The 20,150-nt window shown below is 70.0% G+C and carries 24 protein-coding genes; 11 read left to right on the top strand and 13 right to left on the bottom strand.

All coding sequences use genetic code 11. The features are described 5' to 3' along the window. Positions 1 to 194 precede the first annotated feature (194 nt). A complete protein-coding gene (locus AB0K18_RS47390) occupies positions 195 to 911 on the bottom strand; it encodes a hypothetical protein (protein ID WP_364928825.1) in 717 nt (238 codons plus the stop codon). Positions 912 to 979: 68 nt separating this feature from the next. Between AB0K18_RS47390 and AB0K18_RS47385 the strand changes: the two genes are divergently transcribed. From AB0K18_RS47385 to AB0K18_RS47370, 4 genes are all read left to right on the top strand, one after another. Next, positions 980 to 1,768: an ABC transporter ATP-binding protein gene (locus AB0K18_RS47385; protein ID WP_364566727.1), complete on the top strand. Its 789-nt coding sequence runs from the start codon at positions 980 to 982 to the stop codon at positions 1,766 to 1,768. Positions 1,769 to 1,853: 85 nt separating this feature from the next. Further along, on the top strand, positions 1,854 to 2,780 hold the full coding sequence (locus tag AB0K18_RS47380) for an SPFH domain-containing protein (protein ID WP_364368062.1): 927 nt from the start codon (positions 1,854 to 1,856) through the stop codon (positions 2,778 to 2,780). A gap of 44 nt (positions 2,781 to 2,824) precedes the next feature. Continuing rightward, entirely contained in the window at positions 2,825 to 3,580 is a 756-nt protein-coding gene (locus tag AB0K18_RS47375) for a sulfite exporter TauE/SafE family protein (RefSeq protein ID WP_364928821.1), read from the top strand. Positions 3,581 to 3,603: 23 nt separating this feature from the next. After that, the gene (locus AB0K18_RS47370; RefSeq protein ID WP_355415418.1) at positions 3,604 to 3,825 is read left to right on the top strand and encodes a hypothetical protein; all 222 of its coding nucleotides are present in this window, start codon (positions 3,604 to 3,606) and stop codon (positions 3,823 to 3,825) included. Here the strand turns inward: AB0K18_RS47370 and AB0K18_RS47365 are convergent. From AB0K18_RS47365 to AB0K18_RS47330, 8 genes are all read right to left on the bottom strand, one after another. Then, the gene (locus tag AB0K18_RS47365) at positions 3,822 to 4,640 is read right to left on the bottom strand and encodes an NAD(P)H-binding protein (protein ID WP_364928817.1); all 819 of its coding nucleotides are present in this window, start codon (positions 4,638 to 4,640) and stop codon (positions 3,822 to 3,824) included. The genes AB0K18_RS47370 and AB0K18_RS47365 overlap by 4 nt on opposite strands. A 29-nt stretch (positions 4,641 to 4,669) precedes the next feature. After that, complete coding sequence (locus AB0K18_RS47360; RefSeq protein ID WP_364928814.1) at positions 4,670 to 5,491, bottom strand: Rieske 2Fe-2S domain-containing protein; 822 nt, start codon at positions 5,489 to 5,491, stop codon at positions 4,670 to 4,672. A gap of 120 nt (positions 5,492 to 5,611) precedes the next feature. Next, positions 5,612 to 6,223 carry an HD domain-containing protein gene (locus AB0K18_RS47355; RefSeq protein ID WP_364368050.1) on the bottom strand — a complete coding sequence of 204 codons (612 nt, stop codon included), beginning with the start codon at positions 6,221 to 6,223 and terminating at the stop codon, positions 5,612 to 5,614. A gap of 1 nt (position 6,224) precedes the next feature. After that, positions 6,225 to 8,405, bottom strand: coding sequence for a molybdopterin-dependent oxidoreductase (locus AB0K18_RS47350; RefSeq protein WP_364928811.1), 2,181 nt, complete (start codon positions 8,403 to 8,405; stop codon positions 6,225 to 6,227). 137 nt (positions 8,406 to 8,542) lie between these two features. Next, positions 8,543 to 8,905, bottom strand: a complete 363-nt coding sequence (locus AB0K18_RS47345) for a hypothetical protein (RefSeq protein WP_364928808.1) — start codon at positions 8,903 to 8,905, stop codon at positions 8,543 to 8,545. A gap of 252 nt (positions 8,906 to 9,157) precedes the next feature. Then, positions 9,158 to 9,805 (bottom strand): hypothetical protein, encoded by a 648-nt coding sequence (locus tag AB0K18_RS47340; protein ID WP_364928805.1) that lies wholly within the window; start codon positions 9,803 to 9,805, stop codon positions 9,158 to 9,160. Next, positions 9,805 to 10,020, bottom strand: a complete 216-nt coding sequence (locus AB0K18_RS47335) for a hypothetical protein (RefSeq protein ID WP_345394216.1) — start codon at positions 10,018 to 10,020, stop codon at positions 9,805 to 9,807. The genes AB0K18_RS47340 and AB0K18_RS47335 overlap by 1 nt, the downstream gene beginning before the upstream one ends. A 160-nt stretch (positions 10,021 to 10,180) precedes the next feature. After that, entirely contained in the window at positions 10,181 to 10,324 is a 144-nt protein-coding gene (locus AB0K18_RS47330; protein WP_364928800.1) for a hypothetical protein, read from the bottom strand. A gap of 348 nt (positions 10,325 to 10,672) precedes the next feature. Here AB0K18_RS47330 and AB0K18_RS47325 point away from each other — a divergent pair, with 348 nt between their 5' ends. Both AB0K18_RS47325 and AB0K18_RS47320 read left to right on the top strand, forming a co-directional pair. Beyond that, positions 10,673 to 11,536: a helix-turn-helix transcriptional regulator gene (locus tag AB0K18_RS47325; protein ID WP_364928797.1), complete on the top strand. Its 864-nt coding sequence runs from the start codon at positions 10,673 to 10,675 to the stop codon at positions 11,534 to 11,536. 59 nt (positions 11,537 to 11,595) lie between these two features. Further along, complete coding sequence (locus tag AB0K18_RS47320; RefSeq protein ID WP_345394225.1) at positions 11,596 to 11,820, top strand: DUF397 domain-containing protein; 225 nt, start codon at positions 11,596 to 11,598, stop codon at positions 11,818 to 11,820. 136 nt (positions 11,821 to 11,956) lie between these two features. Here AB0K18_RS47320 and AB0K18_RS47315 read toward each other — a convergent pair whose 3' ends face one another. Both AB0K18_RS47315 and AB0K18_RS47310 read right to left on the bottom strand, forming a co-directional pair. Next, positions 11,957 to 12,688 (bottom strand): DUF6082 family protein, encoded by a 732-nt coding sequence (locus AB0K18_RS47315; protein WP_364928794.1) that lies wholly within the window; start codon positions 12,686 to 12,688, stop codon positions 11,957 to 11,959. Between the two features lie 57 nt (positions 12,689 to 12,745). Continuing rightward, complete coding sequence (locus AB0K18_RS47310; RefSeq protein ID WP_364928791.1) at positions 12,746 to 14,158, bottom strand: MFS transporter; 1,413 nt, start codon at positions 14,156 to 14,158, stop codon at positions 12,746 to 12,748. Between the two features lie 103 nt (positions 14,159 to 14,261). On the opposite strand from AB0K18_RS47310, the gene AB0K18_RS47305 reads away from it, so the two are divergent. The 4 genes from AB0K18_RS47305 (at position 14,262) to AB0K18_RS47290 (ending at position 17,886) form a co-directional block, all read left to right on the top strand. Then, the gene (locus AB0K18_RS47305; protein ID WP_364928788.1) at positions 14,262 to 15,089 is read left to right on the top strand and encodes a helix-turn-helix transcriptional regulator; all 828 of its coding nucleotides are present in this window, start codon (positions 14,262 to 14,264) and stop codon (positions 15,087 to 15,089) included. Between the two features lie 105 nt (positions 15,090 to 15,194). Beyond that, a complete protein-coding gene (locus tag AB0K18_RS47300; RefSeq protein WP_364928785.1) occupies positions 15,195 to 16,256 on the top strand; it encodes a CapA family protein in 1,062 nt (353 codons plus the stop codon). A gap of 56 nt (positions 16,257 to 16,312) precedes the next feature. After that, on the top strand, positions 16,313 to 17,182 hold the full coding sequence (locus AB0K18_RS47295) for an SDR family NAD(P)-dependent oxidoreductase (protein ID WP_364928783.1): 870 nt from the start codon (positions 16,313 to 16,315) through the stop codon (positions 17,180 to 17,182). Positions 17,183 to 17,307: 125 nt separating this feature from the next. Continuing rightward, on the top strand, positions 17,308 to 17,886 hold the full coding sequence (locus AB0K18_RS47290; RefSeq protein ID WP_355415448.1) for a TetR/AcrR family transcriptional regulator: 579 nt from the start codon (positions 17,308 to 17,310) through the stop codon (positions 17,884 to 17,886). Between the two features lie 49 nt (positions 17,887 to 17,935). On the opposite strand, the gene AB0K18_RS47285 is transcribed toward AB0K18_RS47290, so the two are convergent. Continuing rightward, positions 17,936 to 18,247: a hypothetical protein gene (locus tag AB0K18_RS47285; protein ID WP_364928780.1), complete on the bottom strand. Its 312-nt coding sequence runs from the start codon at positions 18,245 to 18,247 to the stop codon at positions 17,936 to 17,938. Between the two features lie 172 nt (positions 18,248 to 18,419). Here AB0K18_RS47285 and AB0K18_RS47280 point away from each other — a divergent pair, with 172 nt between their 5' ends. Next, positions 18,420 to 18,950 carry a tetratricopeptide repeat protein gene (locus AB0K18_RS47280; RefSeq protein ID WP_355415452.1) on the top strand — a complete coding sequence of 177 codons (531 nt, stop codon included), beginning with the start codon at positions 18,420 to 18,422 and terminating at the stop codon, positions 18,948 to 18,950. Positions 18,951 to 19,167: 217 nt separating this feature from the next. Here the strand turns inward: AB0K18_RS47280 and AB0K18_RS47275 are convergent, their stop codons facing one another. Then, positions 19,168 to 19,869 carry a hypothetical protein gene (locus AB0K18_RS47275; RefSeq protein ID WP_364928777.1) on the bottom strand — a complete coding sequence of 234 codons (702 nt, stop codon included), beginning with the start codon at positions 19,867 to 19,869 and terminating at the stop codon, positions 19,168 to 19,170. Positions 19,870 to 20,150 lie beyond the last annotated feature (281 nt).

Genomic DNA, 20,150 nt, shown 5'->3' with positions numbered 1-20,150 from the left:
GGACGGTCCACGACCGGGACGTCAACGCCGCCAACAACATCCTCGCCGCCGGACGGGCGGAGAGGCTAAACGCCTGCGGAGGGACCGTAAGACCCGCCGCCTAGCGGAGGGCAGGACCCGATGAAACAGGAAGCCACAGAAGTGCCGCACACGCGGCACGGGCTGAATCCCCGGCCTCCAGGCCGGGGAGCGCGTCAATGGTGGCGTACGGGTTCGAAGATCGCGTGGTGGGCGGCGACCAGCGCGCGGCGCACGGCGCGGTCGAGCTCGCGCAGCGCGCTCTCGCGTACGGCGACCTGCCCGGTGGTGAGCCCGCGCGAGTCGGCCAGGCGCAGCACGGCGGCCAGCCGCGTGGCGAGGGTGGAGACCCGGTGGGCCCGCCCCGGGTAGCCGGGCGCCAGCTCGCCGCCGCGCACGGGACGGCCCGGCCGGTCGCCCACGGGGCCGTCGACCGAGGTGAGCGCCTCGGTGGCGGCGCGCATCGCGTCGGACAGGTCACGCTCCGCCTCGGCCAGCGAGGGCAGGTCATGGCGTACGGGGCCGGCGTCGTGCACGTCGAACCGGACGCCGACGTACGACGACCCGCGCCGGTCGAGCGAGGGCACCAGGCCGAGGTTGCGGTCGGCGAGCACCGCGATGACGGCCTGACCGGCGTCGACCGCGGCCGAGTTGAACGCGGGAGGACCCGACAGCCCGAGCGGGTCGCCCGGCGCGGGCAGCGCGAGCCGCAACTCGCGCAGGCCGTCGGAGCGCAGGTTCGCGAGGTGCCTGCGCAGCGGCAGCTCGCCCACGACGGCGGGCCCGCCTGCGGCTTCTACGTGGTCAGCCGCCTCGTCGAGGCCCACGTGACCGGACAGCCACGCGTTGCCCCAGGCGACCAGGGATGGGCAGACAGTCGATTCAGGGCGCACCGGTCCACGATAAGCGCTCGCCCTGCAATAGGTTTGTCCCGAGGGTGACTCCTAAGGAGGTATCGGGGATGGGTGGTCAGGTGCTGCGGCTCCAGGACGTCGCCGTCAGGCGCGACGGAGCGGCCCTGCTGCGCGGCATCGACTGGACGGTCAACGAGGACGAGCGGTGGGTCGTCATCGGGCCCAACGGCGCGGGCAAGACGACCTTGCTGCAGGTCGCCGCCACGCTGCTCTATCCGAGTGAGGGCCTGGTCGAGGTGCTGGGCGAGCGGCTGGGGCAGGCCGACGTGTTCGATCTGCGGCCGCGCATCGGCCTGGCGAGCGCCGCGCTGGCCGAGCGCATCCCGCCGGAGGAGAAGGTCATCGACCTCGTGCTGACGGCCTCCTACGCGATCATGGGCCGCTGGACGGAGGAGTACGACTCCAACGACGTGACCAGGGCCGTCGAGCTGATCGACATGATGGGCGCGGCCCACCTGATCAGGCGCAGGTTCGGCACGCTGTCCGAGGGCGAGCGCAAGCGCGTGCAGATCGCCCGCGCGCTCATGCCCGACCCCGAGATGCTGCTGCTCGACGAGCCCGCCGCGGGCCTCGACCTGGGCGGCAGGGAAGACCTCGTCCGCCGGCTCTCGCTGCTCGCCGGCGACTACCGTTCGCCGACGCTGGTGCTGGTGACGCACCACGTGGAGGAGGTGCCCGCCGGGTTCACCCACGGGCTGCTGCTGCGGCACGGCTCGGTGGTGGCGCAGGGGCCGCTCGAGCACGTGATGACGGCCGAGAACCTGTCGCAGACGTTCGGGGTGCCGCTCTCGCTTGAGCGCAGCGCGGAGGGCCGCTGGTACGCCAGAGCCCACTGATCACCGTTTCGTTCGGTAAGGGACGGGTCAAGCGAAGGGCGAATAGGATCAACGGAGTCGGTTCCCTCGGCTTCGGAGCGTCGCCATGTCCGTCGAGCAGCTCGTCGTCGCCATCGTCGTGGTCGCGGCGGTCGGCTTCGGAGTGGCCCGTACGATCCGTATCATCCCGCAGGCCACGGCCGCCATCATCGAGCGGCTCGGCCGCTACCACCGCACGCTCTCGCCGGGGCTCAACCTGGTGGTGCCGTTCATCGACCGGGTGAAGGACATGATCGACCTGCGCGAGCAGGTGGTCTCGTTCCCGCCGCAGCCGGTGATCACCTCCGACAACCTCGTGGTGTCCATCGACACCGTCATCTACTTCCAGGTCACCAATCCCAAGGCGGCCACGTACGAGATCGCGAACTTCCTCATCGGCGTCGAGCAGCTCACGGTCACCACGCTGCGCAACGTCGTCGGCGGCATGGACCTCGAGCGCACGCTGACCTCGCGCGAGGACATCAACACCGCGCTGCGCGGCGTGCTGGACGACGCGACCGGCAAGTGGGGCATCCGGGTCAACCGGGTCGAGCTCAAGGCCATCGACCCGCCTGTCTCCATCCAGGACTCGATGGAGAAGCAGATGCGCGCCGACCGCGACAAGCGGGCCGCCGTGCTGACCGCCGAGGGGCAGCGTCAGGCGGCGATCCTGGCCGCCGAGGGCGAGAAGCAGGCGGCGGTGCTGCGGGCGCGCGGCGAGGCGGAGGCGGCGGTGCTGCGCGCGCAGGCCGAGGCGGAGGCGCAGGCGATGCGGGCCAAGGGGCAGGCCGACGCGATCGGCATGGTGTTCAGGGCCATCCATGAGGGCAACCCGAGCCAGCAGCTGCTCGCCTACCAATATCTTCAGACCCTCCCCGAGATAGCCAAAGGCGACGCCAATAAAATCTGGATCGTCCCATCCGAAATGGGAAAGGTCCTGGAAAGCCTGGGCGGCCTCTTCACCACACCCCCCAAGGGCCCGGACACCCGGTGAATGTTCTGACCGGGAGCAAGTGACGGCAGTCTCGGGAGGAACGCGTGACCGGGTGGGAACTGGCCGTCGTCTGCGGCGTCGGCGTGATCGCCGGTGCCATCAACGCCGTGGTGGGGTCGGGCTCGCTGATCACGTTCCCGACGCTGGTGGCGCTCGGCGTCGATCCCGTCGTGGCGAACGTCTCCAACACCGTCGGCCTGGTGCCCGGCTCCTTCACCGCCGCGTACGGCTACCGCGCCGAGCTGCGCGGCCAGCGTGACCGCCTGCTGCGGCTGGGCATGGCCTCGGCGCTGGGCGCGCTGATCGGCGGGATCCTGCTGCTGTTCCTCGATCCCGCCGTCTTCGAGGTCGTGGTCGTGGCGCTGATCGCGCTGGCCTGCGTCCTGGTCATGGTGCAGCCGCGGCTCAACATGTGGATGGCCGCCCGCCGCGACCGGCCGCACCCGCACGGCGGCCCCATGCTGTGGCTGGGCGTGCTGGGCGCGGGCATCTACGGCGGCTACTTCGGCGCGGCGCAGGGCGTGCTGCTGATCGGGCTGCTCGGCATCTTCCTCGACGACGGCCTGCAGCGCGTCAACGCGGCCAAGAACGTGCTCGCGCTGCTGGTCAACGGGGTGGCCGCGGTGCTGTTTCTGTTCGTGGCCGACGTCGACTGGCAGGCGGCGGCCGGGGTGGCGCTGGGCGCGATCGTGGGTGGCTTCGCGGGCGCCCGGCTGGGCCGGCGCATCCCGGCGCCGATCCTGCGGGGGGTCATTGTCTGCGTCGGCATTGTCGCGATTATCGTACTGGTGTACGGATAAGTCGTGATGGGTATGACTTGGTCATGAAAGGTGACCGGGTGGAGATCGTCATCGACGCGGGTGGGTCATCGCCGCGCACCTACGAGATCACGGCCACCCGTGCCGGCCGGCGGGTCGAGGTGGCCACCCGGCGCGGGCTCGTCGAGGTGAGCGAGGTCACCAGGAGCGGCACGCCGGTGCGTACCGCGAGGTTCATGTCCAGCCGCATCCTCGCGCTGGTCGAGCACCCCGCCGACGAGGCCTAACGGAAGTCCGCCGCGTGGTCCTCGGCCCACTGCCTGAACGTCAGGGCAGGGCGGCCGAGCAGCCGCTGCACGGTGTCGACGGCCCGCTCGGGCGCGGCCACGAAGGAGCCCCAGGTCGTCAGCGCCTGCTCCACGAACGCCGGCTCGCCCCAGGCGGCCATCAGTTGCTCGCGGGCCTCCTCGATCGGCTGCTCCTCCCAGCGCACCTCGCGGCCGACCACCTCGCCGATCGTGCGGACCTGCTCGATCTGGGTCAGCTCGGCGGGACCGGTCAGGTGGTACGCGGCGCCGTTGTGCCCGGCCGAGGTGAGCGTGTGCACGGCCACGGCCGCGATGTCCTTCTCGTGGATGAGCGCCCTGGACGCCTCCCCGTACGGCCAGCGCACGACGCCCTGCTTGATCTGCTCCGCCCAGCCCAAGGTGTTGACCGCGAAGCCGCCGGGCCGCAGGAACGTCCAGTTGAGCGAAGAGCGCCGGATCAGCCGCTCGATCGCGGCGTAGTGCGTGTCATCGGTGCCCGGTACGTTCGCCGACAGGTAGACCACCCGCCGCGCGTGCCGGGCGACGGCCTCCACCACTTCCTCCGCGTTGCCCACGGAGAAGCCGGGCCAGAGCAGGAAGACGCTCTCCACGTCCTTCAGTGCGGGCTCCAGGCTCCCGGGGGTCGTCAGGTCTCCCTGAACGGCCTCGACGCCCGCAGGCACTCGCTCGGGGCGCCTCGCGAACGCGCGTACGTCCAGCCCCGCCTCGGCGAGCTGGGACACCACATGACTGCCGACATTGCCGGTCGCACCGGTCACCAGAATCTTTCCCATGCCGACGACCGTAGGACCTCAACCAAACTTCAGGTCAACCCAGGACGCACCTGGACGGTGCCGTCCCTCCTGATCCGCGTCTCGAACACCGGCGCCGGCGCCGTCGCGGGCCCGTGCTTGACCGAGCCGTCCGACAGCCGGAACGTGCTGCTGTGCCACGGGCACACCACGCACGCCTCGCCGTCCTGCATCACCAGGCGGCCCTGGTGCAGCGGGCCCGCCAGGTGCGGGCAGCGGTCGCCGAGCACGGTGACGCCCTCGCCCTGGCGCAGCACGAAGAGCTGGATGTAGCCGAGCCGCCGCGCGACAGGCCGGCCCTCCGGCAGGTCCTTGATCGGGCACAGGTCGTGCCAGCCCAGCGGCACCAGGTGCGTCACCTGCGGCGCGTGGTTGGCGCCGGCGGCCTGCCGGTGCGCGAGGTGCCCGCCGAGGTACGCCCCGAGCCCGCCGACGGCGAGCCCCGCGTACGACAGCATCCGGCCGGGCCGCTCGCGCCCGCGCAGCCGGGCCAGCAAGGAGGCGCTGAACAAGCCGAGCGCGGCCGTGTTGGCCAGCATGTGGACGAATCCCACCCGCTGCTGCTCCCGGTGGAGCATCGACCAGTCGGTCACCCCCGACGCCGCCGTGGGCAGCGCGTTGATGATGCCGGTGGCCAGCAGCAGGCGGGAGGCCCTGGGGTCGGCGTCAGCGACGTCCAGCACGGCGGTGGAGAGCCAGCAGCCCAGGCTCACCGTGGCCAGCGACGGGTGCACGGGCTCGCCCAGCGGCACGCCGTGCAGCATGTCGCGCAGCCTGCCCTGGCGCAGCCGCCGGCGGACGACCTTGGCGAGCGCCCTGATCGGCCGGTCCATGCCTTTCGACTTCTCGAGCCGATCGGCTAGCGCCACCGGCCCGGCAAAACCCCGCAACTGCCGACGCTTCGCGCGTACTGTATCTTTCACGACAAGTCCCCTACCCCGGCCATGTGGGGATCACTCGGACAGGTGTCCCCTGGCCACGGAGAGTTCGACCAGCTCCAGGGCGTACGCGCCGAGCGAGGGCGAGCCCTCCTCGATGATCCGCACCTTCTCCCTGACCTGTCCCGCCGTCACTTTGAACAGCGGCCAGGTGCCGCCCTCGGTGTGGTGGTTGGCCAGGATCGGGGCGAACCGGTCGAGCGCCTTGGCGAACCTCGCCTCCGGCGTCTTGCGCTCCTCGAACTCGTCCCACAGCTCCCGCAGCCACGCCCCCTGCTCGGCGGGCAGCAGGCCGAAGATGCGGTCGGCGGCGGCACGCTCGACCTCCGCCTGCGCGGCCACCTCCACCGGGTCGTAGATGAACGTGTCGCCCGCGTCGATCTCCACCAGGTCGTGCACCAGCAGCATGGCGACGACCCGTTGCAGGTCCGTTCCGGGTGGGGCGTGCTCGCCGAGGACCATCGCCAGCGTGCCCACGTACCAGGAGTGCTCGGCGGTGTTCTCCCGTCGCGAGCCGTCGATGAGATGGTTGCGGCGGATGATCCGCTTCAACTTGTCGATCTCGATGGCGAAGGCGATCTGGGCGTTCAGGCGGTCCTCTTCTGGCACGATAGTCACGCGCGACACCTTAATGTGCGGTGATCACCCCAGTTGGTGAAATCGTGACCGGAACTCCGTTGAACACTGCGTTACCACTTGGTGCATCGATCGCCGTTTCGTCCGTGAGCGCGTTGGCGCTGACGCCCGCGTGCCCGGCCGCCACGCGCTGCGCGCTCCCCGCGTGTCCCCAGCCGTGCGGCAGGCTGACCACGCCCGGCATGATCGTGTCGGTCGGCTCAAGCGCCACCGTGACCTCGCCCTTCGCAGAACGCACCACCGCCTCGCCGGCCAGCCCGAGCCGGGCCACGTCCTCGGGGTGGATCTGCAGCGTGCACGTGTTGCTGCCGCCCACCAGCGGCTCGACGTTGTGCATCCAGCTGTTGTTGGAGCGCAGGTGGCGCCGCCCGATGAGGACGATCTCCGCCGGCTCGTCCGCGAGCCTGGCGCGCAGCCGCTCGACGTCCTCGATCAGCCGCGGGGGAGCCAGCTCGACCAGCCCGGACGCCGTCCGCAGCACCTCCTCCAGCCGGGGCTGCAGCGGGCCCAGGTCCAGGCCGTGCGGGTTGTCCCGCAGCGTGCGCAGCGACAGGTCGCCCTTTCCCGACCACTCGCCGTACGGGCCGAGCCGCAGCATCATGTCCAGCCGCCGCTCCGCGCCCGTCTCGCCGTCCAGCAGCGCGCGCAGCTCCGCCACGTCCCGCCCCTCGACGCCGGAGCCGGGCGTCTCCGTCGCCTTGCGCAGCGTCTCGTCGATGACGTACGCGTCCAGGTCCCCATCGAGCCCCGAGGCGATGCCCGCCAGCCTGGCCAGGATCTCCGCCTCCGACGGCCGCCCGTCCAGCGGCAGCAGCGGCGGCGAGTACCGCGCGTAGTTGCGCACCGCGAAGCCGGTCAGCGCGAAGTCGTAGTGTCCCGCCTGCAGGATGCGCGGCGGCGGCAGGATGACGTTCGCGTGCCTGGTGGTCTCGTTCAGGTACGGATCCACGCTCACCATGAAGTCTAGCCGCTCGAACGCCCTGTCCAGCCGAGCCCCGTTGGGCGCCGACAGCACGGGGTTGCCGGCGATCGTCAGCAGGAACCTGACCTGCCCCTCGCCCGGCGTCTCGATCTCGTCGGCCAGCGTGGCCACCGGCAGCTCGCCGTTCGCCTCCGGCAGCCCGCGTACCCGGCTGCGCCAGCGCCCCACCTGGTACGGCCGGCGCCGCCCCGGCGGCTCCGTCGCGGCCTTGGGGAACATCACGCCGCCCGGCCTGTCGAGGTTGCCGGTCAGCACGTTGAGCACGTCGACCAGCCACTGGGCCAGCGTGCCGAACTCGGCCGTGCAGGTGCCGATCCTGGCGTACACGGCCGCCCGCGGCGCCGCCGCCAGCTCCCTGGCCAGCCGGGTCACCACCTGGGCCGGCACGCCCGTCCTGCGCGCCACCGCGTCCGGCGGGAAGTGCTTGGCCGCCTCGCGCACCTCGGCCGGCCCGTCCACCTCGTGCCGCAGGCTGACCAGGTCCTCGGCGAACAACGTGTGCACGATGCCGAACAGCAGGTACGCGTCCGTGCCCGGCCTGACGAACACGTGCTCGTCGGCCAGCGCCGCGGTCCGCGTACGGCGGGGGTCCACCACGACCAGCCGGCCGCCGCGCCGCCGCAGCGCCTTGAGCCGCCCTGGGAAGTCGGGCGCGGTGCACAGCGAGCCGTTGGACTCCAGCGGGTTGGCGCCCAGCATCAGCAGGTAGCCGGTCCTGTCCAGGTCGGGCACCGGGATCGTCATCGGATGGCCGAACATCAGCCCGGCCGCCACGTGCTTCGGCATCTGGTCGGCGGTGCTGGCCGAGAAGACGTTGCGGGTGCCGAGCGACTTGATGAGCGGGGTGGCGTACAGGGCGCCCGCCATGGTGTGGGCGCTGGGGTTGCCCAGGTAGACGGCTACCTCGCGGCGGTCCGCCACGCGCTCCAGGCTCGCCCGTACGGCGGCGAACGCCTCGTCCCAGCTCGCCTCGCGCCACCGGTCGCCCTCCCTGATGAGCGGCGCGCTCAGCCGGTCGGGGTCCTCGTCGAGCCGCCCGAGGCTGGCGCCCTTCGGGCAGATGAACCCCTTGCTGAACGGGTCGTCCTTGTCACCGCGCACGCCGGTCACGTGCCCGGTCGCGTCGAGGGTGAGCGTCAGGCCGCAGACGGCTTCGCAGAGGGGACAGGTCCGGTGCACGGTCGACGTCATCGTCACTCCTGAGTTCGCCAGATGAACTCATCTTCGCGCGGACCGCGCACATGGGGAAGCCCCCGGAGCCGTCGTCGTCCGGCCTGCACGGGCCGGCCCCCGTCCGTTCGACGGCGGGGGCCGGTGATCATGGTCTGTCAGTCGGCGCAGATGGCGAAGACGCTGATACCGACGTCGTTGTAGCCGATCTGGCGGCCGAGGCCGATCCAGCCGCGTCCGTCGCTGGTGGGGAACGACCCCACCAGGATGGCGGCGTTGCCGCGGGCTTCGGCTCCGCCGCCGAGGACGCGCTTGGAGCCCGGGCAGTAGAGCGTACGGCGCTGGAAGTTGGGGACGTTCGCGTTGGGCAGAGTGACGAGCTGGTAACCGGGGGGCAGCGCGGCGTGGCGGGTTGCCGCCGCGACGGGGGCGGGTGCTTGAAGGGTCACGACGGTGGCCGTCACGCAGGCCGCCGTGGCGAGAGCGGCGGTGGAAAGGAGCAGGGATTTCTTGAACCGCATGGTCTCTCCTTGTCCTGTTCCCTGACAGGCACGATGTCCGAACAACACGCGGCCGACCGGCGTCTGCGTGGGGCGAGGACATGTCGCCAGGGAGAAGAGGCTGACACGAGGAGTATCTGCTCCGTCGCACTCCGTGTCCATACGTGACTACCCGCGATCTCATCGTCTTGTCCCAGGTAGCTGGGGAAGCCCCGGAGCCCCCGCGGTCTCCGGGGCTTCGCCCCCCAGGGAATGTCCCGGTTCCCTAGGTCTTCAGGCCGCCCTCGGCAGCACCACCTCGGTGCGCAGATCAGGCGGCTCCTCGAGGTCGGGCCGCAGGGCGACCCAGGAGCGGCGGCCGTACAGGCGGTCCAGGCCGGGGGAGGCCGCACCGGGCGTCACGTCCCTGCGCACGATCTCCACGATGAGGAACTGGCTGCGGGTGCGGTGCCGGTGGACGTTCACGCCGCGGGCCCAGCAGGCCGCGGCGATCTCCTCGGCGTACGCCTCGAACTCCTCGGCGCTGATACCCGCCCTGACCATGATCAGGGCCTTCTCGCCGGTCGCCGTCGGCGTGATCCACAGCACCAGCGGGATCCGTCCCGCCCGGGTGTGCATGGTCGTCTCCATGCACACCCGGTGCAGGCGGTGGCGGGAGAACACGCACCAGAAGTGCGCGGCGACCCAGCTGCGGCCCCGCCTGGTGGCGGCCGGCACCGACACGGCGCTGGTCAGCAGGACGACCGGCACCCACTGGCCGTCTCTGGTCGCGCCCAGGAGCGCGAGTACGAACAGCGTCGCGGCGGCGAGCAGCAGCAGCTCGGCCCTGGCCCGCCACAGCCGGACCAGCGGGCCGCCCCCGCGTGCGGCCGGGAGGTCCTCGTAGGCGGGGTAGATCTGGTTACGCGGGTTCCTCGCCATCAGGACACCTCCTCGGTCACCTTGCGTGGGAGGCGGAGCTGGTCGAAGCGCGGGTCGCGGTAGCGACGGGAGCCGAAGCCCGTCCTGGTGACCGTCCAGCCCATCCGGAACGCGAACTCGTCGGGCTCTACGCAGATCTCGTAATCCGCCGATGCGACGAGGTCCTGAATCCAGGACTTGATTCGGCTGAGTCCCTTGGTACCTTGTGAGTACATAGAAGACCCCTTTCGCGGCATTTTAGAGGTGGCTTCTTGGCCGGTCCGACGGCTGATGACCGGTTTCGCCGCAGGGTGGCAGCCCTTAATGCGGCGTACTGGTGGTCAGCCTCGGCCCGGCTTTTTTCGTGCTCGAACGAGCGAATGCGCGCTACGCGCTTCAGGCGATGACGAAGTCCTTCCGGCAAGTGGCCTCCCTGGGGAAGATGTTCGTTTCCGGGACGGCGACGTTGCCGGGGATGCGCCCGCCGTGCGAGCGCGTGGTCATGGGCGAGAGTCCCGATGCGTACGGCCGTGTCGTCATGTCCGGCCTCCTCACCTCTCGAGAACCCTCCTGGTTCTGATCGTCCCCCTCGCTCGGCGATGCTGCAATACCAGGAGCAAGGGAAGATTTAATTTTCTTCGCCGGTTGCTCTGCAACTTGCACGAGAACTGTCATCGTCGGCGTGCGAGGAGGAAGACCTATGCCCGGCTCCGGCGCACTCGCGAAGGTTGTCCTTGCCCCTACGCTCTCCCCGTGAAAGCCTTCTGGCAAGGCTGTGCGGCACTACACATGCAACTTGCAGTGTAAGATTGGGCGAACGGCCCAAAAAGCCGGGCTCCAAACGGTCCCTTCCGGCTACACCTTCATTCCCGAGAAGGAGTGTGGACGGTGCCATCGCAGCAGGGCAGTCCAACAGTACGGCGACTCCGGTTGGGCCAGGAGCTCCGCCTCCTCCGCGAGCGCCGCAAGCTCACCGGCGCCAGGGCGGCCAGAGACCTCGGCTGGAGCGCCAGCAAGGTCAGCCGCATCGAAGCCGCCAAGACCATGCCCAGCACCGACGACATCAAGGCCCTGGCCAAGCTGTACCGCCTGGACGGGGACAAACTCGATGAGCTTTTCGGCCTGTTGCGTGACGCGGAGCAGCGGGGTTGGTGGGAAGATTACGAGGACGCCCTCCCGGAGGAGTACACGACATTCCTCGGGCTGGAGGCGGAGGCGACATTCCAGCGCGACTGGGAACCCCAGGTCGTGCCTGGCCTGCTACAGACCGAGGACTACGCCAGAGAAGTGATCCTGGCGACCCGGGGCATCGCCCGCATCACACACAGCGGTGTCAGGAGCCGGGTCGAGGCCCGGCTCGACAGGCAGGAACGCGTGCTGCACAGGCCCGATCCCTGCGTGCTCACCGTGGTGCTCGACGAGTCGGCCCTGACGCGCCGCTTCGGTGAGCCCTCGGTCATGCGTGAGCAGATGGAACATCTCCTGGAGATGTCCGTCCTGCCGCACGTGAGCGTCCATGTCCTGCCACTGGATGCACTTCATCCGGTCAACACGGGTGCGTTTATTCACCTGAAGTTTTCCGCTTTCGACGATGTTGTGTATCTAGAACAGTTGTATACTGCTCACTTCGTCGACGACCTCGAACGGGTAGCTGGATACGAAATGGCCTTCGATCACATCAAGTCAGAGGCCTTGGATGAGGACGAGTCGCGCGTTCTCATCCAGCGTAAAGCCATGCTCTGGCGTCGATAGCGACGACGGAAAAACCTCAGTAAGGGGCAACGGTGCCCCTTTACGCATTTGGGGAGAAAATGTACAACCACCTAAAGACGGCAGCCTGGCGGAAGAGCACCTTCTGCAACGGCGCGGCGACGTGCGTCGAGGTTGCCCCTCTGGCCGACGGGAACGTCGCGCTGCGGGACAGCAAGGAGCAGGACGGTCCCGTCCTGGTCTTCACGCCGGAGGAGTGGGCCGCCTTCACCGCCGGGGTGCGCAGCGGCGAGTTCGACCTTGCCACGCCCGTAGGCAGGGGATAAGTGAACGGCCCTGGCATCTGTCGGAGACGCAGGGCCGTTCGTGCGGAGGCATGGCAGTGCCTCCCGGCTTTCCGGCTCTCCCTACAGGTCGAGCAGAGAAGACGTGCTCATCATGGCACACCAGCCGCCAATTTGATCAACCTCCGGCGCGCCGTTTCCTGACCCGGCTCAGCCAGGAGATCCCCGCCACGGCGACCGCCGCCGCAGCAGCCACGTGCAGCGCGGCAGGCCGACCGGATCGAGCGGCGGGGACCACGGCATCGGGGGGCGGCGCCGGCCGTTCCTCCAGGCTCCGGTGGTAGGCCAGATCGAGCGCCGCCACGAACCGCAGGGCCCGCCGGTTCTTCGCCACCGCCCGGCGGTGCTCACGAGTGCGCACCCAGAACCGCCGGCCGGTCTCCGTGCTGAAGATGTCGGCCTGCGCGTATTTCACGAGGACCGGCTCCGGCATGTCGCCGACGTTGAAAAGCATCTCCCAGTAGGAGAGCACCAGATTGAGATAAAGGTGCGTCGCCGGATCGAGCCCGCTGTCCACCCTGCCCAAAGCATTGTGCAGCGCAGGATTTTCGATCTGCAGCTGCATGAGCTGGAAATGATGCGATCGAGAGGCGTCTTCACGCGCGAATCGCATTTCCCTGGCCTGCAGGAAAAGAGAGACGCCGATGGCCACGAGCGCGAAGGCGGACAACACCGCCGACGCGGCGCCGTACGTCTCGCCGATCGCGCTCAGTTCCTGCCAGCGCAGGCTCGCGGGCACCAGGAGGTCCAGCAGGAGCGGTGAGAGCAGCGTCGCGGCGGCGCACACCGCCGCGATCGTCAGGAGGAGGGGCATCAGCAGGCTCGGCGTGCGCCGGTTGCGGGGGGTCATGTGCCTCACCGTGTCATGCGAGCGGCCCGCGTCCATGGAAGGACGCGGGCTTGGACGTCATGCGGGGATCGGCTTCGGGCGGCGGACGAGGAAGAGGGAGCTGAGGCCGGCCAGGACGGCGAGGGCGGCCATGGCGGCGGCCGTGGTCATGGAGGCCGTGGAAGGGGATGCGGTGTCCAGGGAGATGAACAGGGTGCCGATGGCGGCGACTCCGATGACCTGGCCGATCTGCATCACCGTGAGGAGGGCGCCGCTGGCGTCCGCGGCGTATGCGCCGTCCACCTGTTCCGTGGCCATGTTGGTCACCGCGACCTGCACGCCCAGGCCGGCGCCGACGAGGGCGCCCATCAGGGCGTACAGGAAGCCGCCTCCCGCGGCGAGGCCGAGGCCGATGTACGCGGGGGCGGCCAGGACATAGCCGAACGGCACCAGCGGGCGCTGCAGGCGCAGCGGCAGGCGGGGCCAGACGAGGCCGACCAGGCCGAAGGTCAGCGCGCACGGCACCAGCATCATGCCGGAGGCGAGCGGCGTCATGTGCAGGTCGCCTTGCAGGTGCAGGGCGGAGGTGAACAGGAACGCGCCCCAGGTGGCCGGGCCGAACAGCAGCACGGCCAGGCCGGGACGCATGCCCGGCGCGCGCAGCACCCTGGCGTTCACCAGCGGGCGCCCGCCACGACCTGTCACCCAGCGCTCGACGCGGACGAACACCGCGAACATCACCACGCTCAGTCCCATCGAGATCCAGCCCCACAACGGCCAGCCCAGGTCACGGCCGAGCACCAGCGGCACCACGAACAGCAGCACGGCCGCCGACAACGTCACCAGGCCCAAGGGATCGAGCCCGCCCCGGCCGCCGCCGTGGTCGGGGGGCAGCAGGCGGGCGCCGGCGACCAGCAACAGCAGCGCGACCGGCACCACCACCAGGAACACGACCCGCCAGCCCAGGCCGAGGCCCAGCAGGATGCCGCCGAGCGCCTGACCGGCCACGATGCCGCCGCTGATCATCAGGGACCACAGGCCGATCGCCCGGCCACGGGCCGCGCCCTGGAAGTTGCGCTGGATCAGGGTCAGCACCTGCGGCATCATCATCGCGGCCCCGGCGCCCTGCAGCAGCCGGGCCGCCACCAGCCAGCCCGTCGTGGGCGCGAGGCCGGCGGCGAGTGTGGTCACGGTGAAGGCCGCCAATCCGCCCAAGAACGCTCGGCGGTAGCCGAACAGGTCGCCGACCCTGGCTCCGGTGATCAACAGGACGGCATAGACGATGGTGTAGCCAGCAATGATCATCTGCAGCCCGGCGCCCGACGAGTGCAGGTCGGACTCGATGGTCGGGGTGGCCACGTTGACGATGTTGACGTTCAGGATGGCCAGGAACTGCCCCACGAGGATCGTCGCCAGGAGCAGCCCGCCGGCCTTGGGGCTCTCCTGTGAGGTGGTGCCCACAGGGGAGGGAACAGCGGTGGTTTGGGACATGATGAGAAGTCTGCCGCATCCCCAATACCAGTAACGAGAGCCCCTTTATCCTGGTATCAGGAGTAACTGGCTGAGCATCACATTCGTCACGCATAGTGGATGTATGCAGGTGGCTGAGGCAAGACGTACGGATCTGTCGGCGTTCCTGCGCTCCCGGCGTGCGCGGATCACGCCCGAGATGGTGGATCTCCCGCCGGGACCCCGCAGGCGCACCCCCGGGCTGCGACGAGAAGAGGTCGCCCAGCTCGCCGGGGTCGGCGTCACCTGGTACACGTGGCTTGAGCAGGGGCGGCGGATCAACGCCAGCCCGCAGGTGCTCGACGCCATCGCCCGCACGCTGCGCATGGACAGCGCCGAGCGGCAGCACCTCTACCGGCTGGCCGGCCACGTCGCCGACCCGGTGCCGGCCGCGTCCGGGCAGGTGACGCCCGAGATGCAGATCATCCTCGACCGGCTCGGCGAACTGCCCGCCGTCATCTCCAACGGCCGGTGCGACGCGCTGGCCTGGAACGACGCGTACGCGCGGCTCTTCCCCGAACTGGTCGCCGCACCCGAGGGGGAGCGCAACCACCTCTGGCAGCTCTGCGTCGGGCCGCAGCCCTCGATGCTGCTGGCCGACCGCGACCACGAGGTGGCGCGGCTGGTGGCCGTCTTCCGCGGCGCCTACAGCCGCCACTCCGACGACCCGTGCTGGCAGGACTTCCTGCGCCGGCTCAGCGCGGAGAGCGCCGAGTTCGCGCGGCTGTGGGCGCGGCAGGACGTGGCGGAGCCGGGGTCGCGGGTGAAGGCGTACAAGCACCCGGAGTACGGGCTGCTGCGCTTCAGCGTGACCGGTTTCACCGCGATGCCGGAGATCCGGATGGTCGTCTCCACGCCGATGGACGACCCGACTCGTACGGCAATGTCCAAGCTCATGGGGTCTGCCCGGTAAACCGCCTTACATGGCATGCTCGATGGCTGAAAGTCAGGTTTCGAGCGGAAGTGGCGGCATATGAGACTCCCCCATGCCCTCCCGGTTCTCGCTGCCCTCGTATCGGTGGCCGCCTGCTCTGCCCTCCCCGGGCAGGAGCCGGAGCGGCAGCCGCAGCGCAAGGAAGTCCAGCGGCAGGCCGCGGAGGAGCCGACGAGCGAGCCCACCAAGAAGCCGAAGCCGAAGCGCCGGCCGTTCACCATCGCGTTCGGCGGCGACGTGCACTTCGAGGGCATCCTGCGCCCGCGCCTCGCCGACCCGCGCACCGCGATCGGCCCGATCGCGAGCGTGCTGCGCAAGGCGGACCTCGCGATGGTGAACCTGGAGACCGCCATCACGACGGGCGGGACGCCGGCGCCCGGCAAGCAGTACACGTTCAGGGCGCCGTCCAGCGCGCTCACCGCGCTCAAGGCGGCCGGGGTGGACGTCGCGTCCATGGCCAACAACCACGGCATGGACTACATGGAGAGCGGGCTCGCCGACTCGCTCAAGGCGGTCAAGCGCGCCAAGTTCCCCGTGGTGGGGATCGGGGCGGACGCGGCGCAGGCGTACCGGCCGTATCGCAGGACGGTGAACGGCAACCGCGTCGCGATCATCGGCGCCACGCAGGTGATGGACGCGGAGTTCATCCAGGCGTGGACGGCCACGTCCGGCAAGGCCGGGCTTGCCTCGGCCAAGAACGAGACCGCGCTGCTCAAGGCCGTCCGGCAGGCGCGCAAGAACTCCGACACCGTCATCGTCCACCTGCACTGGGGCACCGAACTGCAGAAGTGCCCGAACGAGGCGCAGCGCTCGCTGGCGCCGAAGCTGGTCAAGGCGGGCGCCGACGTGGTGGTCGGCGGGCACGCGCACATCCTGCTCGGCTCGGGCTACCTGGACGACGCCTACGTCAACTACGGCATGGGCAACTTCGTCTTCTACAACTCCAACCCGGCCACCACCGGCAGGACGGGGGTGCTGACGCTGACCATCAACGGCCGGCGGATCATCAAGGACACCTGGACGCCGGCCACCATCCAGGGGGGAGTGCCGGTGCCGATGACGGGCTCGGCCAGGACCCGCGCGGTGGCCGACTGGAAGGCGCTGCGCTCCTGCACGGGCCTGACCGCCCGGCCGGACCAGGAGTAGTCTGACGCCCCCCGGCGATCTATTGTTCTGGACAGATCGTCCAATAGGAGGCCGGGATGGGTCGGGTGCGGTCAGGTTTCGGTGGATCAGGTTTCGGCGGATCAGGTTTCGGTGGACGGCTGGTCGTGGTGACCGGCGCGGGTTCGGGGATCGGGCGGGCGACCGCGCGGGCGTTCGCGGCGCACGGGGGACGGGTCATCTGCGCCGATATCGACATCGGCGCGGCGAAGCAGACGGCCGACGCTATTGCGAAGAATATTCACGGTACGGCTTACGCCATGCGGGTGGACGTGGCGAATAGCGATCAGATGGAAGACTTCGCGCGAAATATCATCGCTCAATATGGAGTTCCGGACATTGTGGTGAACAATGCCGGGATCGCGGTCGCCGGGCCGTTCCTCGATCACACCGTGGCCGACTGGCGCAGGACCCTCGACGTCAATCTGTGGGGCGTCGTGCACGGCTGCCGCCTCTTCGGAGCCGCCATGGCCGAGCGGGGCACGGGCGGGCACATCGTGAACGTGGCGTCGCTCGCGGCGTTCGTGCCGACGCGGCTGCTGCCTGCGTACACGGTGTCCAAGGCGGCGGTGAAGGCGCTCAGCGACTGTCTCAGGGCCGAGCTGGCCGGTCGGGGGATCGGGGTCAGCGTGGTCTGCCCCGGGTTCGTCTCGACGGGGATCGCGGGGCACGCCACGTACACCGATGAGGGGTCGCGCGGGGCGGCCGTACGGGCGCTGGCGCGGCGTGGGTACCCGCCCGAGCGGGTGGCGGCGTACATATTGCGGGCCGTCCATCGAAATCAAGCAGTCGTTCCCGTGAACATGGAGGGAAAAATCGGGTATGCCCTCTCGCGGATTTCGCCTCGCGCCCTGCGCGGGTTCGCCCGCTTGAGCGCTCCTTCGAGGATTCCGGAATTCGGCAGGTAACGATCGCCTCAACGGGAGAAGATGAATCCGTGTCTTCGCCGCAGCAAATGGACGACGTGTGCGTCCAGCCGAAAGCTCTCAGGCGGCAGCCCTCGCAGCGCCGCAGTGCCCGACGTGTCGAGCGGATGCTCGACGCGTGTGCCGAACTGCTCGACGAGCTCGGCTACGAAACCCTGTCGACCACCCGCATCGCCGAACGCGCCGGGGTGGCGATCGGATCGGTCTACCAGTTCTTCCCCGACAAACGCGCCATCACCCAGGAGCTCACCCGGCGCAACGTCGAGGAGTTCGTACGCCGAGTCGATCGCAGGTTCCTCGAAGAGGACTACCGGGGCTGGTGGGAGGCCGTCGACGCGATCATCGACATCTACGTCGACATGCACAGGACCGTCGCCGGCTTCAAGAGCCTCCACTTCGGCGACGCCGTCGATCTCAACCTGCTCGACTCCGACTCCGACAACAACGCGGTGATCGCCGGGCGATTGCGCGGATTGTTCCTCAAGGAGTTCGGGCTGGCCGACAGCCCATCGCTCGACCTGGCCGTGCTCGTCGCGGTCGAGGCCGGCGACGCGGTGCTGAAGCTCGCCTTCCGCCGCGACCCCCAGGGCTCACCCGAGATCATCGACGCCGCCAAACACCTCATCAGAGGGTTCCTGTCCCGGCAGCTGAGATCCTGGTCGCCCCCGGTGGCGGCCGGTCAATAGCGGCCGGTCAATAGCGGCCGGTCAATAGCGGCCGGTCACTAGCGGCCGGTCAATAGCGGACCATCCCCGGGCGGGCGGGCAGGTCGGGCAGCCGTCGCTCGGCCTCCTCCTGCTCGGCCAGCGCCGTCGCGGGCACGTCCTGGAGGCGGGGCGGGGCCGGCGTGCTCTCGCACGCGCCCGGCAGGGCGGCAGGGCGGGCCTCTCTGGCCTCACGGATCTGCAGCCGGGTCTCCAGGGCCCGCAGGTTGCGTTCGGCCGCCTCGATGGACTCCAGACGGGCCGACAGATAGCCGGCCACACCTGGCCCGAGGGCCGACAACACCACGGCACAGGCCAGCGTGAAGGTCATCTGCTTGGACATGCCCATCACAGTCCCTCCGCTCGCGTGGCGGCTGAGTGCCTCGTATATGCCCTGTGACCTGGGCAGATACGCATTGCGTGCACGGGATTGGACGAGACGTTACCGAAATCGCACGTGACCGGCGATGCGGATTGACCGGGCAAACAGCCGGGTGGCTCGGTAGTCTCGCGGTGTGGCGCATGTGACCCGTGAGCACCTTGATCGTCTGCTCGAGCAGGCCCTGCTGGCCGACGACCACGATTCGCTGGCCAGTCGGCTGTACGACGTCGCGCTCGACTATTCGTCCGGCGACGTCTCCAGGGCATCCATCCTGGTCCTCGCCGCCGAGGAGTGGCGAGCGGCCGGACAGCCCGCCCGTGCGATGGAGTGTTTCCAGCGCGCGGTCGAGGACGGCGGAGACGCGGGCTTCGACGCGCGTGCCGGCATCGCCGACACGCTCTTCGAGCTCGACCGGCCGGACGAGGCCAGGGAGGTCATCGAGACGATACGCGCGGAAGGCAACGTGTCCACGGCGACCGCTCACACGATCGCCGAGACGCTCGTGGCCTACGGCGACCTGCAAGGGGGGCTCGAATGGGCCACCCAGGCCGCCCTCGGCTGCGATGAGAACGATCCGGAGCAGGTGGCGGTGCTGCGCACGCGCTACCGCATCAGGGTCGATCTCGGGCTGCCGGAAGACGAGCTCGACGAGCTCGTCTCCTGACGACCGCGCGTCCAGCGGAGCCCGCCGCACCGGCAGGGCTCCCTGACCCATGCCCGCATTCTTCCTGTGTGGGTGGGTGAGGGGGCGGCCGGAGGGCCGGGTCGCCCCGGTCCCTCCGGCCTGGAGGCCGGGCGCGGCAGGCACGACCCACGCCCGGACAAGTGGCCCGACGCCCCCAGCGGCCCCCGGCCGCGGCTGAGGGCGCTCAGGGTGCCGGTCAGCCCAGGGGGAGAGGGAGGCCCTGGGTGAGGCCGGACAGACTGCTGAAGCCGCTGACGATGGAGCCGCCGCCGGGCGCGAACTTCGTGCCCTGCAGAGCCTCGAACGCCTTCGGCAGCACCTCGCTGATGACCTGCGAGCCGACCTGGCGTACCGGCTCCTGGAGCTTCATCGGCGAGTCGAGCCCGGTGCCGGCGATGGTGCCCTTCGGGGGCGCGTTGCGCGCCTTCTTGCTCGCGGGCGGCTTGCCCGCCAGCGGCACCTTGGGCAGCTCGGGCAGCGCCGGCACGCCGCGCATGGTGGTGACGTCCTTCATCGTGAGCGGCTCCGGCACCAGGGGAAGCAGCGTGGGCGAGCCCACCAGGGGCGGCATGCCCCATGTCGCCGCCACCCCGCCGAGGTCGCTCATGCCGAGCGCCTGCTTGCCGGTCGCCAGGCCGGTCAGGCCGAGCCGCCTGGCCGTGTCGCCGGCCGCCATGGCCAGCTTGGCGGTCTCCGACGCGACAACCCGGGTGGCGCCGATGCCGGGGTCGTCGAGCTGGATGCCCGTGTGGCCGCCGCATTGGGCCAGGGCGGGCGTCAGGAGCGCCCCTTCTGTGCGGGCGCACGTCCGGGCCGTCGCCGGACCCGCGCACAGCCAGCTGACGCCCACGGCCACCGCGGCCACCGCGATCGTGCTCCGGATCTTCTGGAATGACACCGCACGTCCCCCTCATCGATGTCGGTGCACTGACGAACGCACAACGTAGTCAGCGATCATGAGCGGGGGAGGCGGCTTGTCCGAAGAGTGGGGCGAACCTTACCGAACGCCGGGCCCGATGACCCTGGCATGACACGCCGAAGCCCGGAGATCTCGCGAGATCTCCGGGCTCAGAACCTCGGGAAGGCCGTCGTGCGCGGCGCCGCCGGGCCCGCTCGGCCTACGGGAGCGGGTCCGAGCCGGCCCGGAACGGGCACCCCAGCGAGCCCCCGGGATCATCC

The sequence above is a fragment of the Nonomuraea sp. NPDC049421 genome (genome assembly GCF_040677005.1).
Taxonomy (GTDB): domain Bacteria; phylum Actinomycetota; class Actinomycetes; order Streptosporangiales; family Streptosporangiaceae; genus Nonomuraea; species Nonomuraea salmonea.
This window is presented reverse-complemented; position numbering and strand designations above follow the sequence as displayed.

Excerpts from the sequence above, each read along its gene's own strand:
- AB0K18_RS47345 (WP_364928808.1), bottom strand. The coding sequence starts at position 8,905 with ATGCGGTTCAAGAAATCCCTGCTCCTTTCCACCGCCGCTCTCGCCACG.
- AB0K18_RS47290 (WP_355415448.1), top strand. The coding sequence starts at position 17,308 with ATGCTCGACGCGTGTGCCGAACTGCTCGACGAGCTCGGCTACGAAACC.
- AB0K18_RS47360 (WP_364928814.1), bottom strand. The coding sequence starts at position 5,491 with ATGGACCGGCCGATCAGGGCGCTCGCCAAGGTCGTCCGCCGGCGGCTG.
- AB0K18_RS47350 (WP_364928811.1), bottom strand. The coding sequence starts at position 8,405 with ATGACGTCGACCGTGCACCGGACCTGTCCCCTCTGCGAAGCCGTCTGC.
- AB0K18_RS47385 (WP_364566727.1), top strand. The coding sequence starts at position 980 with ATGGGTGGTCAGGTGCTGCGGCTCCAGGACGTCGCCGTCAGGCGCGAC.
- AB0K18_RS47295 (WP_364928783.1), top strand. The coding sequence starts at position 16,313 with ATGGGTCGGGTGCGGTCAGGTTTCGGTGGATCAGGTTTCGGCGGATCA.
- AB0K18_RS47370 (WP_355415418.1), top strand. The coding sequence starts at position 3,604 with ATGAAAGGTGACCGGGTGGAGATCGTCATCGACGCGGGTGGGTCATCG.
- AB0K18_RS47315 (WP_364928794.1), bottom strand. The coding sequence starts at position 12,688 with ATGACCCCCCGCAACCGGCGCACGCCGAGCCTGCTGATGCCCCTCCTC.
- AB0K18_RS47380 (WP_364368062.1), top strand. The coding sequence starts at position 1,854 with ATGTCCGTCGAGCAGCTCGTCGTCGCCATCGTCGTGGTCGCGGCGGTC.
- AB0K18_RS47285 (WP_364928780.1), bottom strand. The coding sequence starts at position 18,247 with ATGTCCAAGCAGATGACCTTCACGCTGGCCTGTGCCGTGGTGTTGTCG.
- AB0K18_RS47320 (WP_345394225.1), top strand. The coding sequence starts at position 11,596 with ATGTACAACCACCTAAAGACGGCAGCCTGGCGGAAGAGCACCTTCTGC.
- AB0K18_RS47310 (WP_364928791.1), bottom strand. The coding sequence starts at position 14,158 with ATGTCCCAAACCACCGCTGTTCCCTCCCCTGTGGGCACCACCTCACAG.
- AB0K18_RS47335 (WP_345394216.1), bottom strand. The coding sequence starts at position 10,020 with ATGTACTCACAAGGTACCAAGGGACTCAGCCGAATCAAGTCCTGGATT.
- AB0K18_RS47305 (WP_364928788.1), top strand. The coding sequence starts at position 14,262 with ATGCAGGTGGCTGAGGCAAGACGTACGGATCTGTCGGCGTTCCTGCGC.
- AB0K18_RS47340 (WP_364928805.1), bottom strand. The coding sequence starts at position 9,805 with ATGGCGAGGAACCCGCGTAACCAGATCTACCCCGCCTACGAGGACCTC.
- AB0K18_RS47330 (WP_364928800.1), bottom strand. The coding sequence starts at position 10,324 with ATGACGACACGGCCGTACGCATCGGGACTCTCGCCCATGACCACGCGC.
- AB0K18_RS47365 (WP_364928817.1), bottom strand. The coding sequence starts at position 4,640 with ATGGGAAAGATTCTGGTGACCGGTGCGACCGGCAATGTCGGCAGTCAT.